Origin of the sequence: Streptomyces sp. NBC_00316, from assembly GCF_036158715.1 — a bacterium.
Classification (GTDB): domain Bacteria; phylum Actinomycetota; class Actinomycetes; order Streptomycetales; family Streptomycetaceae; genus Streptomyces.
Map to the genome: position 1 here is coordinate 7,684,051 of NZ_CP108023.1, position 16,808 is coordinate 7,700,858.

13 protein-coding genes and 1 pseudogene are annotated in these 16,808 nt (G+C 70.7%); 8 read left to right on the forward strand and 6 right to left on the reverse strand.

Annotated features, from left to right (window positions below):
- Window positions 1-18: 18 nt before the first annotated feature.
- Window positions 19-1,239, reverse strand: coding sequence for a saccharopine dehydrogenase family protein (locus tag OG878_RS34245; RefSeq protein WP_328890357.1), 1,221 nt, complete (start codon window positions 1,237-1,239; stop codon window positions 19-21).
- 135 nt (window positions 1,240-1,374) lie between these two features.
- On the opposite strand from OG878_RS34245, the gene OG878_RS34250 reads away from it, so the two are divergent.
- Entirely contained in the window at window positions 1,375-2,088 is a 714-nt protein-coding gene (locus tag OG878_RS34250; protein ID WP_328890358.1) for a TetR/AcrR family transcriptional regulator, read from the forward strand.
- A gap of 109 nt (window positions 2,089-2,197) precedes the next feature.
- Here OG878_RS34250 and OG878_RS34255 read toward each other — a convergent pair whose 3' ends face one another.
- Complete coding sequence (locus OG878_RS34255) at window positions 2,198-3,724, reverse strand: ArnT family glycosyltransferase (protein WP_328890359.1); 1,527 nt, start codon at window positions 3,722-3,724, stop codon at window positions 2,198-2,200.
- 461 nt (window positions 3,725-4,185) lie between these two features.
- Between OG878_RS34255 and OG878_RS34260 the strand changes: the two genes are divergently transcribed.
- The 3 genes from OG878_RS34260 (at window position 4,186) to OG878_RS34270 (ending at window position 7,223) form a co-directional block, all read left to right on the forward strand.
- The gene (locus OG878_RS34260; protein ID WP_328890360.1) at window positions 4,186-4,680 is read left to right on the forward strand and encodes a lamin tail domain-containing protein; all 495 of its coding nucleotides are present in this window, start codon (window positions 4,186-4,188) and stop codon (window positions 4,678-4,680) included.
- 438 nt (window positions 4,681-5,118) lie between these two features.
- A complete protein-coding gene (locus OG878_RS34265) occupies window positions 5,119-5,982 on the forward strand; it encodes an SDR family oxidoreductase (protein WP_328890361.1) in 864 nt (287 codons plus the stop codon).
- A 110-nt stretch (window positions 5,983-6,092) separates the two neighbouring features.
- Window positions 6,093-7,223, forward strand: a complete 1,131-nt coding sequence (locus tag OG878_RS34270; protein WP_328890362.1) for a PP2C family protein-serine/threonine phosphatase — start codon at window positions 6,093-6,095, stop codon at window positions 7,221-7,223.
- A 206-nt stretch (window positions 7,224-7,429) separates the two neighbouring features.
- Here the strand turns inward: OG878_RS34270 and OG878_RS34275 are convergent, their stop codons facing one another.
- Entirely contained in the window at window positions 7,430-9,973 is a 2,544-nt protein-coding gene (locus OG878_RS34275; protein WP_328890363.1) for a polysaccharide lyase family 8 super-sandwich domain-containing protein, read from the reverse strand.
- A 165-nt stretch (window positions 9,974-10,138) separates the two neighbouring features.
- On the opposite strand from OG878_RS34275, the gene OG878_RS34280 reads away from it, so the two are divergent.
- Window positions 10,139-11,059 (forward strand): adenosine kinase, encoded by a 921-nt coding sequence (locus OG878_RS34280; protein ID WP_328890364.1) that lies wholly within the window; start codon window positions 10,139-10,141, stop codon window positions 11,057-11,059.
- Between the two features lie 57 nt (window positions 11,060-11,116).
- Complete coding sequence (locus OG878_RS34285) at window positions 11,117-11,557, forward strand: GNAT family N-acetyltransferase (protein ID WP_328890365.1); 441 nt, start codon at window positions 11,117-11,119, stop codon at window positions 11,555-11,557.
- Between the two features lie 20 nt (window positions 11,558-11,577).
- Here the strand turns inward: OG878_RS34285 and OG878_RS34290 are convergent.
- Together OG878_RS34290 and OG878_RS34295 are read right to left on the reverse strand one after the other, a co-directional pair.
- A pseudogene (locus OG878_RS34290) lies at window positions 11,578-12,039 on the reverse strand (alpha/beta fold hydrolase); the annotation flags it as partial.
- A 149-nt stretch (window positions 12,040-12,188) separates the two neighbouring features.
- Entirely contained in the window at window positions 12,189-12,656 is a 468-nt protein-coding gene (locus tag OG878_RS34295) for a DUF5709 domain-containing protein (RefSeq protein WP_277324801.1), read from the reverse strand.
- Between the two features lie 348 nt (window positions 12,657-13,004).
- Here OG878_RS34295 and OG878_RS34300 point away from each other — a divergent pair, with 348 nt between their 5' ends.
- Window positions 13,005-13,754: a DUF4118 domain-containing protein gene (locus tag OG878_RS34300; RefSeq protein WP_328890366.1), complete on the forward strand. Its 750-nt coding sequence runs from the start codon at window positions 13,005-13,007 to the stop codon at window positions 13,752-13,754.
- A gap of 54 nt (window positions 13,755-13,808) precedes the next feature.
- Here OG878_RS34300 and OG878_RS34305 read toward each other — a convergent pair whose 3' ends face one another.
- Window positions 13,809-15,797: an amino acid transporter gene (locus OG878_RS34305; protein ID WP_443049194.1), complete on the reverse strand. Its 1,989-nt coding sequence runs from the start codon at window positions 15,795-15,797 to the stop codon at window positions 13,809-13,811.
- Between the two features lie 323 nt (window positions 15,798-16,120).
- Between OG878_RS34305 and OG878_RS34310 the strand changes: the two genes are divergently transcribed.
- Window positions 16,121-16,804 carry a response regulator gene (locus OG878_RS34310; RefSeq protein WP_328890367.1) on the forward strand — a complete coding sequence of 228 codons (684 nt, stop codon included), beginning with the start codon at window positions 16,121-16,123 and terminating at the stop codon, window positions 16,802-16,804.
- Window positions 16,805-16,808: the final 4 nt, after the last annotated feature.

A 16,808-nucleotide genomic window follows, 5' to 3' on the forward strand; every position in this document is an offset into this window, starting at 1 on the left:
GGTCGGGGCCAGGGACCGTCACTGCTCGCGCATGCCCCACGGAGAGCCGTACGCGCTGAGCAGGTCCAGGAAGGGGCGGGCGGGGAAGGCCTCCGGGCCGAGGACCCCGGAGCCGGTCCACGCGCCCGTGGCCAGGAGTTCGAGGGCGACGACCGGGTTGACGGCTGTCTGCCACACCACCGCCTGGGAGCCGTACTCGGCCATCGACCACTGGTTGTCGACCACGTGGTAGAGGTAGACCTCGCGCGGCGCGCCGTCCTTGGTGCCGCGCACCCAGGTGCCCGCGCAGGTCTTGCCGTGCATGCGCTCGCCCAGCGTCGCGGGGTCCGGCAGACAGGCGGCCACGACGTCGCGGGGCGACACCTCCACCGGGCCCGCAGCGCTCGGCACGGTCACCGGGTCCGTGCGGTCCAGGCCCAGGAGGTGCAGCGTCCTGAGGGTCTGGATGAACTCCTCGCCCAGGCCGTATTTGAAGGTGACGCGCCGTGCGTCGATCCAACGGGGGACGAGCAGCACCTCCTCGTGCTCCACGTTCACGCACTCGACCGGGCCGATGCCCTCGGGGAAGTCGAACACCTCCGGCCCGCTGAAGGGCGCGGTGGTGAACCAGCCGCGGTCCGCCTCGTAGACGACCGGCGGATTGAGGCACTCCTCGATGGTGGTCCAGATGCTGAAGGAGGGGGCGAACTCGTAGCCGTCGACGGTCAGGTTCGCGCCGTCGCGGATGCCGATCTCCTCGATCTCGTCGAAGAGTTCGTCGGCCGCGTACCGCGCGAAGACATCGGACAGCCCCGGCTCCACACCCATGCCGACGAGGGCCAGCGCGCCCGCTTTCTCCCAGTCGGCGGCCTGCGCGAACTGCGTGTCGCCGAGCATGACCCCGCACTCTTCGTACGGCCGCTCGGGGTGCGGGCGCGACAGGGACATCGCCATGTCGAGATAGGTTGCGCCGGCCGCGAGCGCCGCCCGGAAGAGGGGCATCACGAACCGCGGGTCGGTGGCATTGAGCAGGACGTCGCACCCGTGCCGCTTCAGCAGCGCCGTCACCGCCGCCTCGTCGGACGCGTCGACGTGCTCGGCGCGGAAGCGGCCCGCAGCGCCCGTGAGGGCAGCGACCGCCGCCTCGGCCCGGCTCAGGTCGTAGTCGGCCACGACCATCACGTCGAAGAACGAGCGCCGGGCCGCGATCCGGGTGATCGCGGTGCCCACACCGCCGGCTCCCACAAGCAGAACACGCATGACACGGACTTCCTCTCTGCGGAGACGGGGCGTGCCCGCGCGGACCGGAGGTGCGGCGCCCCTGCCGGGAGATCCAACGCCGCGTGGCCGGATAAGGTCAATGGCGTTGGCATAAGCGTGCACGAGGAGGCGGCGGTGGCGAAAGCTGTGGTGCCCGAGGAGAAACGGCGGCGCCGCCGTCCCACCAGGAGCGGTACCGTGCTGTCCGAGCAGCTGATTCTCGAGACCGCCCTGCGGATGCTGCGCGAGCACGGCAGTGCGGGGCTCACCGCCCGCCGTCTCGGCCTGGCCCTGGACGCCGACCCCAGCACCCTCTACCGGTACTTCCGCGGCATGGACGATCTGACCCTCGCCATCGGCGACGCTCTCATCGGGCAGGCCCTGCAGGGCTGGCGGCCCACGGGGGAGTGGCGGTCGGACCTGCGCGGCCTCGGGTTGCGCATCCACGCGGTGTACGTCGGGCATCCGCACGCGGCGCTGCTGACCGCGAACCGGGTCACCGGCAGGGCCCATGAACTGGCGGCCGACGAGGCCATCCTCGACGTGCTCCGCACGGCGGGGTTCCCGCTGCCGGACACGGTACGGATCTACCAGGCCTTCATCGACCAGACCCTGGCCTTCGCCGCGCTCGACGCCGCCTCGCTGGCCCTGCCACGCGAAAGTCTCAGCGCCGACGAGGACATGTGGCGCTCGACGTACGCCCGCCTGCCGCGCACCACCCACCCCCGGATCGCCGAGGCGGCGCCCCTCCTGGCGACCCGCATGCTCGACAGTGCCTATCCCACGGCCCTGGAGATGCTGCTGGACGGCGCCGCAAAGCAGTGGGAGGCACTGCGCGCCGAGGGGTAGAGGACCGTCCGGGGTCGTTGCAGGGCGGCCCCGCCGGCCGAGGCCGATCCCGGGGCCTTCCCGCTATCCCGGGCCCCCCGACCGTGCGGCCGGGGGCGCAGCCCAGGTGTCACCGGGACGGCCTTTTTGCTGCGGTGCTCTCCATGTGTTCGCTGGGTGCCAGGTGGACGGTGAGGGCTGGGCCCCCGCGCAGCGGTGGCAGGGATTCCTGCTGCCAGGCGCGGGCGTAGGCGGGTGCCCCGTGCCCGGGAGTCACGATCACCGCGACCGGCGTGCGGCGCGCTGCCGCCAGCAGACCGTCGGCGGTGATGCTTCCGTCGTGGCCGCCGATCTGCCGGGACGCGCAGCCGGCGTAGTAGCCGATCGGTACCGCGTCGTAACCGGTGACCACGCACGGTGGCCGAACTCCCAGAAGGTGCAGCTGGTCGGCGATCGCCGTGTACTCCTGCCGTGCCACGCGGCTGCGGCCGACGACATGGCCGAGTGTCCAGTACTGGATGGCGAAGTGGCCGGCCAGGGCGAACGCGAGCAGCACGGCGGCCGTCGGCCGCCATGCGGGGCGGGCAGCGAGAAACAGGGCGCGCAGGCACTCGGCGACCGGAAGCGCCAGCAGGGCGTAGGTGGGAAGCAGGAACCGGGGGGCGGCGTAGTCGATCATGAACAGATAGGGCGTCGCCATGGACGCCGCGACCAGGGTCGCGAGGACGGCGGCAGGGCGGCGCGTGCGGGCGGCGACGATGCCGCCCGCTGTGAGCAGCGGCAGCGCGAACCACCAGGCCGCGGTGGACCGGTGTCTCCAGGGCACCTCGCACGGGCGGCACAGAGTCCGCCCGTCCAGGGCTCGGATCTGATCGTCGACGGCGAAATGGCGGCCCACGCCTCCCTGGATCTCGCTGGCACGGTGCAGCCGGGCGGCGACGCCGCCGAAGTGCAGGTACGCCTCGATGATCCACGGGGCCGAGCCGAGGAGCAGGGCGGCCACGAGCACGGCCGGCACGGCCGGACGGCGCCAGCGCGGGACCACCAGGGCTGCCACGATCAGAGGCAGGACCAGGTAACAGGCGTCCGGTGGCCGCATGAGGGCGACCAGGGCCACACCGCAGCCGAGGCCGACGAGCGCCTTGCCGTCGGTCGTCCCCCTGACGGCTCGCAGGAAGCAGCCCACGGCGGCCAGCGCCCCCAGGGCGCACCACAGATTGGGCATCGCCATCGGGCCGTAGTACAGGGTGATCCACAGCCCGGCGAACATCGCGCCCGCCCCGGCGAGAACGGCGGATGGCAGGAGACGACGCCAGACCCACAAGGCGAGGAAGAGCCCGCATCCGGAACACAGCGCCAGATACACGTGCAGCGCAGCCGTGGAGGAGGTCAGCGTGGCCACCGGCGCGACCAGGTACGAAATCCCCCGGGCCCGGGGAGCACTGAAGAACGCTGCCGGGACATCCCGGCTGACCTGGCTGACGTAGACGGTCTCGTCCCACCCGAGTCCCGAGCCGGGCACCACCAGTACCAACTGGAGGAAGGTGAAGGCGGCGGCGACGGCCGCCAGCCAGGGAAACGGGCGATCGTACAGGTGGTCGGGATCGGCGAGCCGCATCTGCGCCACTCGCGGGTCGACGGCCAGTCGGTCGGGCATGGATCAGTCCTCCACGGCGCCGGGCTGCGGGCCGGGCTCTGTACGCAACTCTGCGAGTGCCGGCCGCAACCGACCAGATTTGATCGGCCATGTGGAGCACACACACGATGCCCATGAACGGGAGAGGCGGACGCGCAGCGGGCGGTTCACCTGGCGGGCACGGAGCAGCCTCCGGGCCGAAGGCCGCCCATACCTCGTCGCCGAGGGGGCCGGCGGCGGAGCCCTGCCGTCGACGAGCCACGGGCCGGTGGCGGTCCGAGCGATGGGAGGCCGCTGCCGCCACCGCAGGCCGGCACCGCCCTGCATCCCGACGCCAATTCACCAGCCGTGCCTCGTACTTGAGTGGAACCGGGCAATGCCCACACGGCCGTCTTCACGTATTAATCACGTTTTGGACATCTTACCATCACGGACTGTGTAGGCTCCAGGCGCTCCATCCGTACCAATTGGGGGGAAACCTGATGCGCATACGCCATGCCGTGTCCACTGTCGTCGCTGCCGGAACCATCGCGGTGGTCGCCACCGCCCCGGCACAGGCGGCCGAGTACTCGTCAGCGCTGAAGATCAAGGGTGTCCAGTACGACGCGCCCGGCTCGGACTCCAACAAGTGCTCCACCGGGAACACCAAGGAGGAGTACCTGACGATCAAGAACTACTCGTCGACGACGACCGTCAATCTCAAGGGCTACGTCGTCAAGGACGCCGTCGGTAACCGCTTCACCTTCTCGGCCGACCACTACCTGCAGCCCGGCGACTACGTGAGGCTGCGCGGCGGCCACGGCACCGAATCCGACGCCAAGAACGTCGCCTACCGCCAGAACTGCAACTTCATCTGGAACAACGACAAGGACACCATCTACCTGTACAAGCCGTCAGGCAGCCGGGCGGACGTCCACGCCTACACCAGGGCCGGCTCCGACCCCGACCGCAACGGCTACATCACCTACCACGGCTGACGCACCACCACAGCGCACCGCTGGGAACGGCGGCAGAGGGCGAGCGCTCTGCCGCCGGGGCGCCGGCGGACCTCCCGCTGTCCTCGGACGCTCCGGTCAGTGGCCGGCGGCGCTCTCCTCGACCCACCGGCGAGCCGGCCTCAGGCCGCCGGGACCGGCGGAAACTCACCATCGGCCCGTCCCGGCCCGGCTCTGTGTCCCGCCCGCAGTTCCGTGGGCGCTCAACTCCTTCGGCTCGCCCGGGCGAGCGCCGACCCCGCCTCTCCTTCGATGCCGGCCCAGGAGAGATTTCGGCCCCCGCCCCTGACGGGTACGGACGGCGCGACGCCTTCCGCGGCCACCTGCGACCGGCTGCGGGACCGAACGGTACGGTCTGGCGCAGCAGTTCACGACTGCGCGCGGAGTGTTTTTGACGGTCCGTCATGAGACCGTACGCGGATGACGTCATCACCGGCACTCGACGGCAGGGCGGCCCTGGTCACCGGAGCGTCCCGAGGTATCGGCCTCGCCACGGCGCAGACCCTGGGCGAGGCGGGAGCGGGGCTCTGCATCACCGCACGGGACCCCGGGGGAGTGGCCGCGGCCGTGGAACGGCTCGCCGCCACCGGCATCACGGCGGTCGGCTGCGCCGGCTCGGTCGCTGATCCCGCGCACCTGGCCCGGTGCACGGATCTCGTGATGCGGACGTTCGGCCGGCTCGACGTCCTCGTGAACAACGCCGCGACCAATGCGCCGTTCGGCCCGCTGATGGACGCCGACCCCGAGGTCTGGTGCGACGCCTTTGCGGTGAACGTGGAGGCGCCGCTGCGCCTGACCCAGCTCGCCTGGCGGGCATGGATGCGTGAGCACGGAGGCGCGGTCGTCAACGTCTGCACCGAGGGCACCTACGGCGTGGGGCCGCACGTCGGCGCGTACGGCACGAGCAAGGCCGCCCTGCTGCACCTGACCCGCCAGCTCGCGGGTGAGCTGGCGCCCGGTGTGCGGGTGAATGCGGTGTCGCCGGGGCTGGTGCGCACCGAGATGGCGCGGTTCGTGTGGGAGCGGTCCGAGGAGCGCATCGCCAGGAGCCTGCCGCTGGCCCGGATCGGCGAGCCGGAGGACGTGGCCCGGGCGGTGCTGTGGCTGGTCTCCGACGAGGCGGACTGGGTCACCGGCACGGACCTGCTCGTGGACGGCGGCACGAGAGTGCGAGCGGCCCTCCGGGCCGGATCCGGCGTGCCCACGGATGCTGTACGCGACGTTCTGGCGCACACGGACCCGTGGGGCGGTGCGGAGCCGGCCGGCGCGGATCCGGTGAGGTGAAGCACCGAGCAGTCGCCTCGATGAGGGACCGGCTGCGAGGCCCGGTGGGCGGCACACGGGCGGCGGGCGCCTGAAGGGCGGCCGCAGAGGGTGTGAGGTATTCCGGAACTATGACATCGCAGCGGCTCCAGCGCTCGCTCTGCGCGACCCGACGGCACCCGAAGGCTCTGGTCGCCATGCCGTTCGCTCTGATCGCCGCCGTCACCGTGATGGACGTGAGCGCGCCTCCGGACGTCCACCTGGGACCGTTTCTCGTGGCCGCGCCCGCTGTGACGTCGTCGTTCGCCGGCCCGCGGATGACCGGCTTCGTGGGTGCGGTCGCTGTGCTCGCCCAGTCCGTGGTGGCCTTCACGCGCACCAGCATCAACGACCTCAATCACACCTACCAGATCATCGCGCTGTGCCTGATCTCCGCGTTCGTCACAGTCTTTGCCCATCTGAGGGAACAGCACGAAAAGGAGATGACGCAGCTCCGATCGGTGGCCGAGGCGGCACAGCACGTACTGATGCAGCCCCTGCCCGGGCGCAGCGGTCCGCTGCGCATCGCCTCGCTCTACCTGGCCGCGGAGGCGGAGGCGCAGCTCGGCGGTGATCTGTACGCGCTGGCCCGCACGGCCGACGGCACCCGCGTGATCGTCGGCGATGCGCGCGGCAAGGGGCTCGACGCGATCGGTGAGGCCGCCGGTGTACTGGGCGCGTTCCGGGCCCTGGCGCACAAGGAGGCACACCTGCCCGATCTGGTGGGGCACCTGGAGGACGGGGTCACAGTGGACCGTAACGGCACCCTGGAAGGGGCCGGAGGCGGCGACGACGCATTCAGTGCGGAAGCCTTCGTCACTGCGGCCGTGCTCGACATTCCCGATGCCGCTCGCGAGGTGCGGCTGGTCAGCTGCGGCCATCCGCCGCCGCTGCTGCTCCGTGCGGGCCGGGTGCACTCGCTCGACGTGTACGAGCAGGCTCCGCCGCTCGGGCTGGCGCAGTTGCTCGCCCCCGCCTTCACCGAGCAGACGTTCGACTTCGACATCGGTGATGTCCTGCTCCTGTACACCGATGGCGTGATCGAGTCCCGCGACGCGTCAGGGTGTTTCTATCCCCTGTCCGAGCGGGTCGCGGCACGGCCCCGGGAGGATCCGGAAGCCCTGTTGAAGTACGTCTGCGCCGACCTCCTTCGTCACGCGGGCGGGTGCCTGGGCGACGATGCGGCCATGGTTGCCATCGAACGGCTCCCGGATGCCGTGTAACGGAGCCGCTGCGCGTCCGTACCCGCCGCGCGGACGGCCCCGCGCCGGCATGGGACGGCCGAAGGGGAGGGGCACCGTGTCCGCAGCCGGCCCGCCGCACGGATCGATGGCCTCACCCCACGCCGGGCGGGTGCGACAGGACGGCGGCGGGCGTCGTCGGACCTGACGTGACGCCACCGGTTCACGGCCACCGACAGCGGTGCGGTTCAGCCCTGCAGGGTGACCGTGAAGCTGCGTCCGTACCCGTGACGGGTGTCGAAGTCGAGCCGGGTCCCGCCGTGGACCGGGCTCACGCGCACCCCGTCGTCCGACGAGACCTTCCGCAGCGACCGTCCGTGGATCACGACAGCGACCGTGTCCCGGCCCATGGTCGGGTCGGAGACGGCGACGGTGGTCGGGCCCCGGTGCCCGTGGCGCTGCACGATCACCGAGGCCGCTCCGTCGATGCGCAGGCCTGCGGCCTCGTGGTGGCCGGGGGCGAACGTGTTGGCTGCCGTCAGACCGAGGCCGGCATGGGAAACGGCCTGCAGGCGCGTCGAGTTGGCCAGGACCCTGAGCGGTCCTTTCGCGTACGGCCCCAGCTGTGCCTCGGTCGCGTTCGGCACCAGCGCGTAGGCCAGCCGCACGGGTTCGGCCCCGGGCGCCCGGTCGACCGTCACGCCGACGACGGTACGGGTGACGGTGGTGTCCGGGTTCGACGTGCGGACGGCCCGGCGGCTGCGGACGACCTCGTCCAGGGAGACCCGCACCTTCGGGGTGTCGAGGAAGACATAGCCGACAGCGGTGCGCTGCATGGCGTTGGCGTACCGCAGCCAGCGCAGGTCACCGGTGCCCGCGCCGGTCCAGGGGCGGCCGTCGCACAGCATCCCGGTGAGCGAGATCCGGTCGCCGGGCAAGGCGGTGCGGGCGTCGACGGTCGTGGTCACGGCGCGCCCGGCAGGGTCACCGACACCTGCGGCCAGCACCACGATCTCCTCGTCCAGCAGGAACCACGACTTCGTGGCCGTCGCATTGCGGTAGACCACGAAGTCGTCCGGCAGCAGATGTCTGTCGCGCACGCCGACGTCGCTGGACTGCACCATCGCGGCCGCGGCGTACGCGCCGAGTACGGCGCCGCCGGAGTGGGGATCGGTGCCACGGGGGAAGTAGACGTACGTGTTCTGGGACTCCGACGACGAGGTGAAGTTCAGCGGATGCCCGGGGTTGTCGTAGTACGGCGTCCCGTACAGCTCGGGGACGGTCCGACGCTCCTCCACCGGAGCGGTGACACCGGCGAGACCGTACGGCGAGACCGTGGTGAAGTAGTCGATGCCGTACGCCTGCGACTGGTCCTGACCGGAGAGATAGAGGTAGTACGCCCCGTCGCCCTGGAACCACGGCATGAGGTTCTCGCCGCTCATGTACTCGTACTTGCTGATCCGGTCCGAGCTGCGGGCGAGCGCGAAGGCGAAACCGGGCCTGCGGTGCACGTGCCGGTCCATGGCGTTGAAGGCGACGCTGCGCGAGGCGGCATTGAGATCCTCGGCCGGTACGGAGGCGTCGCCGATGATGTCGGCGTACCGCACGACGCTGACCGGGGAGACGAAGCGCCCCGGATCGAGCGTGCCGCGCGACGTCGAACCGACGTACTTGACATAGCTCTTGAGGGCCATGGCGTCGTCGCCGCTCGCCAGCGAGGACAGATCGACGACGGCCTCGACGACCACACCGACATCGGTGTAGCCGCTGTCCGGACGTGACACCGCCCGCCCCTTGACGATCTCCATCATCCAGCCCTCGAAGATCAGCGGGGCGAAGCCGTTCTGCACCCAGCTCCGCACGGCCGGTACGAGCTCCTCGCCGTACGCGAATCCCGTGCCGTCCGTGATCTTCAGGGTCTGTACCACGCGGGTCAGGAGGCCCTTTCCGTACGAGCCCGTGTAGGCGACGGATGCGTGCTGGATGAAGGACCCGTCCGCGTAGTAGCCGTCCGTGACGCCGTGGGCGAGGTGGTACGGGTCGATGGTGGCGAAGACCGTCAGCTGGTCGGTGAGCGCCTTGCGGATACGGGCTTCGTCGCCGAGGAGCCCGCCCTGCAGGATGCGGTTGGTGGTGATGTCGGCGAGGTTGGCGCCGGTGTGGAAGCGCGAATCGAGATTCACGTCGCCGTCGACGCCGTTGCGGAGGTAGGCGTCCATGGAGGCCACGAACGTGTCCACGAGGCCGGGGCGGTAGGCCCGCACTTCGTCGGCGAGAAGGACCAGTGTCCTGCTGATGTGCTGGGAGAGGCCGATCTCCCAGTAGAACCAGTTGCCGTAGTAACCCGCGGACTGGTCGCCGTAGTAGTGGTCGTGCAGCCATCCGAGGCCGTCGAGCACGCGGCGCTGTACGGCGGTGTTCCGGTAGAGGTCGGAGGCGGTCCCGCCCGGTGGTGTGCGGGTGGCGAGGGCGATCTCGTAGAGCCGCTGGAAGGCGGTGTTGAGGCCGGTGTCGCTCGTGCCGAGTTTCAGACCGGCGAACAGCTCGCCCTCGACCGCGGCGTCCATCGACGCGAGATGCGACCGTGCCGCCTTCTCCACGGCGGCGAGCTTGGCGGCCGTCTCGGGGCGGGAGTTGGACTCGGCGGTACCGGCGAGGACGGCGACGGTGTTGGCCAGCAGGCGGGCGCTGTCCGCGGCGACGTCGGCGGCGGTCGCCGGCTGGGCGGGGAGTACCGAAAGGAGACCGGCGGCCGACAGAGCGGCCAGCAGACGTCTGCGGGTGATCTCCATATGGCTTTCTCCGCCCGTGAGTTGGTGGCCCGGCGCGCGGAGTCAAGCAGAGGCCCCGGCCGACGGCAAGGGGACGGGGCCGTCATGCCGTGACCGGGTCCGTACTCTTCGCCGTGGCGCAGCACCCGTTACGCTGCCCGGACTTCCTCACCTTCAGGAGAGCCGTTGAGCATCGAGACCGACATCCTCGTCCTGGGGGGTGCCGGTGTGGACACGCTGGTGTACGTCCCGCAGTTGCCGCTCCCGTACGCCGACAGCCACATGGTGCCTGCCATCGAAACACGGGCGGGACAGACCGGCGACTTCGTGGCGCTCGGCGTGCACGCACTGGGTCTGCGCACCCATCACATCGACATGATCGGCGACGATCACGCGGGCAGCCTGGTCCGCGCGCTCCACCGCGACCGGGGCATTCCGCTCACCGACATTCCGCAGCCCGCCGGCACCAAGCGCGCGGTGAACCTCGTCGGCCCCGACGGGCGGCGCCTGTCGCTGTACGACAACAGCCGCTCGCAGGAAGCGGACCGGCTGCCCCCGGAAACGGTGGGCGCCCTGGCGTCGGTCAGCCGCCACGCGCATGTCTCCATCACCTACCCCTGCGCCCACGCCCTGCCCACGCTGCGTGAGGCAGGCGTGAGCATCTCCACCGACCTGCACGACTGGGACGGCGTCAACACGTACCACGAGGCCTTCGCCTACGAGGCCGACGTGGTCTTCCTGTCGGCCGCGGCCCTCGCCGACCCGGAGAAGACCATGCGGCAGATCGCCGAACGGGGCCGGGCCGAAGCGGTTGTTGTCACAGCGGGAGCCGAGGGCGCTCATCAGCTGATCGGGGGCGAGCTGACCCGCATTCCGGCGGTCACGCCCCCGGCGCCGGTGGTGGACTCCAACGGGGCCGGCGACGCGTTTGCGGCGGGCTATCTCTTCGGCCGTCTGGCCGGCGAGCCGCCGCAGCGGTGCGGCCTGTACGGTGCGATTGCCGGGGCCCACGCCTGCACCGTCCCGGCGACGACGACCGATCCGATCAGCCGGGCCGAACTCCTCGCTCTCGCAGCGGCGCAGTGGCCGGACCGGCCGACGGCATGACGTGCCGGGAGACCGTTCGCGGTTGACGTTCCACAAGGAGCGCGGTTTCCTGCTGCGATGACTGATCTTCGTATCGAGCAGGTGGACGGCGATGTCCTGCTGCGCGACTGGCAGTACGTCCACAACACGATCATCGCCACAGCCGTGCTCTCCCTCGACGAGGTACGCGAGCGCGTCGAACGCAACCGGCTGGAGGTCGCGTATCTGGGCGACGTCCTTGTGGGCTGCTCGACCCTGCGTCCGCCCACGCGCGAAGCATCGGTGGCCACGGTGATCGCCAGGGTGCTCCCGGCCCACCGGAGACAGGGAATCGGCCGGGCACTCTACGCACGCGGGCTGGCGCAGGCGCGAGAGCTCGGCGCCGACGTCATCGAGACGGTGGTCCTGGAGTCCAATCCGGACGGGCTGCGGTTCGCGCAGGCGCAGGGATTCGTCGAAGTGGAGCGATACCTTCTGCCGGGCGACAGCGTCCGCTTCATCGACTTGAGACTGGCCTGAGCCCGGCGTCCACCGCCGACCGGGTGCGGCGTCGAGCCGCCCACGATGCGCGCGACCTGCTCATCCGTGAGCCCCTGGCCGGCGTAGTCAGGGGCGGCCAGAAGCCCCCGTTCGCCGCGATCGACGCCTCCACCATCGCGCGGCCGTCCGCCCAGCCCGACACGAACGACTCGCCGTCGGCCGGAACGGTGGAGCCGACGAACACCACACGGGCCAACCGGTCGCCGATCCGCCGCCTGGCCGACCGGGATGCCCGAACAGCTGTGACCGACCAGGACGACATCGCGCAGATCGAGGTGCTCGATCTCGTCGACGATGTCCTGTACACGGGTCTGCTGTCCGGCCGGCACATGCCGCTTCTCGGCGAGGCCGGACAGCGTCAACGGGTGCGCGCCGTGCCCGGCCGCCCGCAGCTCCGGCACGACCTCGTGCCATGCCGAGGACCCGGGCCATGCGCCTGCGATCAGTACGAATTCCGTCATGGTGAGAACGTGGCGCAGGGGTTCGGCAATCCGTGGCGGTCCCGTTCCTGACCCACCGTGAGGCGGGTGGCAGGGGGTGCGGCCGGTTCGGGGGCGGACGTCAGCGGCCCGCGCCGGCGGTGGAGCGCGCTCGGTGGTGCGGTGGGGGCCTACAGACCTTCGGGGGCGGGAACCACGTGCATCGCCGCCTCCTCGGCGGAGGCCGCGGCGCCGTCGATGCCGATGTCGAAGGCGATCATGTCCTTCTCGTCGTCCTCGTGCGCGCCCTCGTCGGGCGCGACGAGCCGTCCGGCCCGCAGGCCCCCGACCTCGTCGTCACGCACCTCGCCGTCGGTGTCCAGCACATCGCCGATCTCGTCTCCGTCGGGGACGGGCAGCTCCGGCTCCTCCTCGCTGAGGCGCTGGTCGAGGCTTTCCCCTTCGTGCTGCTCGGCCGCCGTGACACCGTGGTGTTCCACGCCCCACGGCCGCTCCGGGGGCGAATAGCCCGTGTCGAACGGGTCTGCGCCGGCCCGGTCGTCGAGGGTGTCGGCCGCATCGAGCAGGCCTGCATCGTCCTGGACCTCCGAGCCGTCCGGCTGGTAGACCTCGTCGCCCATCGTGGTGTCGACGTCCATGTCACCTCCCATGTCCGGAGTGAACCGTCGGGCTACGTCCATGCGCGTCATGCCCTCACTCTCATCATCAGCGGTGTCGGCCCTCGGGACGAGCCGAAGCGCACCGGCGCCCCGCTGCGGACGCGGAGCGTGAGGTCATGAGCAGTGGCATCGTGTGACCGGATTCATACGATGTGCGACGAAGGGCCGGAATGCCTGCGAGGGTCGTCGAGCGCATCCGCGTACGGGCCGGGGGCGCCGCCCGGCTGTCAGTGCCACATCAAAACGGGTGACGAACGCGTCAGGGCCGTGTCAACGCCGTTCGCCGCCGGGGCGAAGGGGAGACAGACTGGACGCAGGAGGTGCCGCATGAGCAGTCAATCGCTCCGGAACCGGCTCGCGCTCGCCGCTGCGCTGGTGGCGCCGCTGCTGGTCGCCCTGGTGCTGGTGCCGTTCCGCTCGGACCTGTCGAACGCCAATGCGGCCCTGATCCTCGTGGTGGTCGTCGTCGCGGTTGCCGCGTTCGGCAGCCGCATCGCGGGCGCGGTGGCCGCGCTGTCCGCCGCTGCGTGGTTCGACTTCTTCCTGACCCCGCCGTATCAGCAGTTCACCATCACCGGCGACGACGACATCGGAACGGCTGTGCTCCTCCTGGCCGTCGGTCTGATCGTCTCGCAACTGGCAGTCCGGGTCAGGCGGCTCCAGGTGATCACCGTGACGGATGCGGGCCATCTCGCCCGGATCCATGACACCGCCGAGCTGGCGCAGGCGACGACCTCCGCCGACGCGGTCGTCGCCCATGTGCGGGACGAACTCGCGGAGCTGCTGCAGCTGCGGGGCTGCCGCTTCGAGTACGGAACCCTGCTGGGCCGGCCACCGCGGCTGGAGCAGGACGGCAGTGTGTCCGTCGGACGCAGGCGCTGGGACGTCGAGCGCGACGGCTGGCCGGAGGGTGAGATCGAGCTCCGGGTCAGTGGGCAGGGCCACTACCTCGGCAGGTTCATGCTCGATCCCGCGCCGGGAACCGCACCGGCCCTGCAGTCCCGGCTGGTCGCGGTGACCCTGGCCGACCAGGCCGGCGCCGCACTGGACACGGCGAGCCGGACACCGGCCGGCTGAGTCCGGCCGCGACGATGACCGCGGCGGCCGGACGGGGGCACGGGACCGACCGGTTCAGCCGACGTGGATGCGGGGCCGGCGCGCCGGGTCGGGTTCCGCCCGGCGCAGTACCTCCCGGGTGACCGGTGCGACCTCGCCCTCGCCGAATACGAGGAAGCGCAGAAGATGGCTGACCGGGTGGCCCTCGGTCCAGTTGAAGTAGGCGTGCGGCACCTCCCCGGTGCGGTTGCGCAGCTCCATCAGTACCGCCGCAATGGTGTTCGGTACCACCGCGCTCTCCATGCGCAGCCTGCGTACGCCGTGCTTCTCGTCGCCGTGGACGGTCACCGCGGCGGTGAAGTCCGAGGAATCCTGGATGAAGACCTCCAGGAAGAGCACGGGGCGTCCGTCGGGGATGTGGGTCGTCTCGCGCTGGCTGTACTCCTTCGCGCGGTAGGCGACGGTGCTGTGTTCCTGCGGTTCGTTGGCGATGATCCGCAGCGGCCCGGCCGCCGCCGCCTCGTCGATCAGCCGCAGGGCGTTCTCGTCGAACGTCACCGCAGCCGCACGCAGTTCGAAGGCGCGGTGCACCCGGGAGGCGGACGACGTCAGCAGGATGGCGATGATGAACAACGAGGCGATCTTGATGCCGTCGGGCCGTTCGACCACATTGGTGACCAGGGTGTACGCGAAGACGGCGGTGATCGCACCGAAGCCGACGGCGGCCCACCGGTGGCCGCGGCGGTGCACGGCGACCGTCGACGCGAAGGACGCCGACAGCATGAGGACCAGCACGCCCGTGGCGTAGGCGCCGCTCTGGCCGTCCACATCGGCGTTGAACCACACGGTGATGGACACCGCGATCGCCGCGAACACCAGCACCAGCGGCCGCACCGCCCGGGTCCACTCGGGTGCCATCCCGTAGCGCGGCAGATAGCGCGGTACGAGGTTCAGCAGTCCGGCGAGCGCCGAGGCACCGGCGAACCAGAGGATGGCGATCGTCGAGACGTCGTACACGGTGCCGAAGGCCTCGCCGAGGTACTCGTGCGCGAGGTACGCCAGCGCGCGGCCGTTGGCCTGCCCGCCGCTCTTGAACTCGCCCTGCGGGATCAGGATCGTGGTGGCGAGGCTGGACAGCAGCAGGAAGCAGCTCATGATCAGGGCTGCCGTGGTCAGCAGCTTGCGGGTGCCGCGGATCCGGCCCGCGGGATTCCCGTAGGTGTCCGTCGGGTCCCCGGCCACCTGGGGCATCACGGCCACGCCGGTCTCGAATCCGGACATGCCCAGCGCGAGTTTCGGGAAGACGAGCAGCGCGACACCGACCATGGCGAGCGGTGAGGAGTGCTCGAGGGTCATGGCGTCCGTCCAGTCGCCGATCCTGACCGGATGGGTGAGGACCTGCCAGGCGGAGACGGCCAGCACGACGACGTTGAGGAGCAGGTACGTCGCGACGAGCGTCACCGCGATGCCGATCGCCTCCCGGAAGCCCTTGAGGAAGACCGCGGCGAGGGCGGCGACCAGGACCAGGGTGATCCAGACGTTCTCGCCGTGCAGCCAGGCCGGGGCGAAGGGGTTCTCCACGACATGTGCGGAGGCGTCGGCCGCCGACAGCGTGATGGTGATCATGAAGTCGGTGGCGGCGAACCCGAGGAGCACCAGCACGAAGAGCTTCCCCGCCCACCAGGGCAGCAGGCGCTCCAGCATGGCGATCGAACCCTCGCCGTGTGGGCTCTCCCTGGCCACCCTGCGGTAGACGGGCAGCGCGCCCAGCAGCGTCAGCGCGATCAGCACCAGCGTGGCCAGCGGCGAGAGCAGCCCGGCTGCCAGTGCGGCGATGCCCGGCTGATAGCCGAGGGTGGAGAAGTAGTCCACACCGGTGAGGCACATGACCCGCCACCAGGAGTGCCCCTTGTGCTCGGGGCTCGGTGCGCCGTGCGGCCCCGGGTGCCGTGCCGTCTGTTCGCTCAGCCCCTCCAGCAGCCAGGCCCGCCACCCGATCCGTTCCCGCAGCGTGACCTGTCCCGGTCCGGATCCGACCGGATCGGGCTCGTGCATGCCAGTCATGTGTGCTCTTCCTGCCGATCGGCCGTACGACGAGCAGCGAGTATCCAGCACATCGTCACCCGTCCGACGGCCGGGGGCGACCGCCACCGCCGGTCAGGAGTACGCCAGGCGCGTCAGTATCGCGTCAGTGGGCCCCCGATGGCCGTCAGTATCGCGTCAAGGGAGGGCGGACGCCCAGGTCACCGGGCATAGCGTCGCAGTCATGCCCCGGCCCGCCTCCCGCACCGGGGTCCATGACTCTCCAGGCTCATCGAGGAGGAATCCATGGCAGGGCCCGCAGCCCGGCCTGCATACTCGTCGGCCGGCGCCGCGGCCGGCCGCCGATGACACGCGTACTGGTGGCGGTGGACGACCCCCAGCTCGTACGGGCTCTCGTGATCAACATGCAGGCGCGTGCGTACGAGGTCGACACCGCACCCGACGGGAGGACCGCCCTCGGGCTCGCCGCCGAACGGCGGCCGGACGTGATGCTGCTCGATCTGGGTCTGCCCGACATCGACGGATTCGAAGTGATCAGGGGCGTGCGCCGCTGGACGCGCTTACCGATCATCGTGCTCTCCGCCCGGCGCGGGTCCGAGGAGATGATCGTCGCGCTCGACGCGGGCGCCGACGACTACATCGCCAAGCCGTTCAGCATGGACGAACTGCTGGCCCGGCTCCGGGCGGCCGTCCGCCGGACCGAAGCCGTACCCCACTTCGGCGAGCCGGACACGGTCACCACTGCCGACTTCACCGTGGACCTGGTCGCCAGGAAGGCCGTCCGAGCAGGACGCGAGATCCGGCTGACTCCGACAGAATGGCATCTGCTGGAGTTCCTGATCAGCAACCCGCGGCGGCTCATCACACAGCGGCAGCTGCTCCAGGAGGTCTGGGGCCTGTCGTACAGCAACAAGACCAATTATCTGCGGGTCTACATGGCCCAGCTGAGGCGGAAACTCGAATCGGACCCCTCCCATCCGCGATACCTGATCACGGAACCGGGCATGGGGTACGGCTTCGAGCCCTGACGAT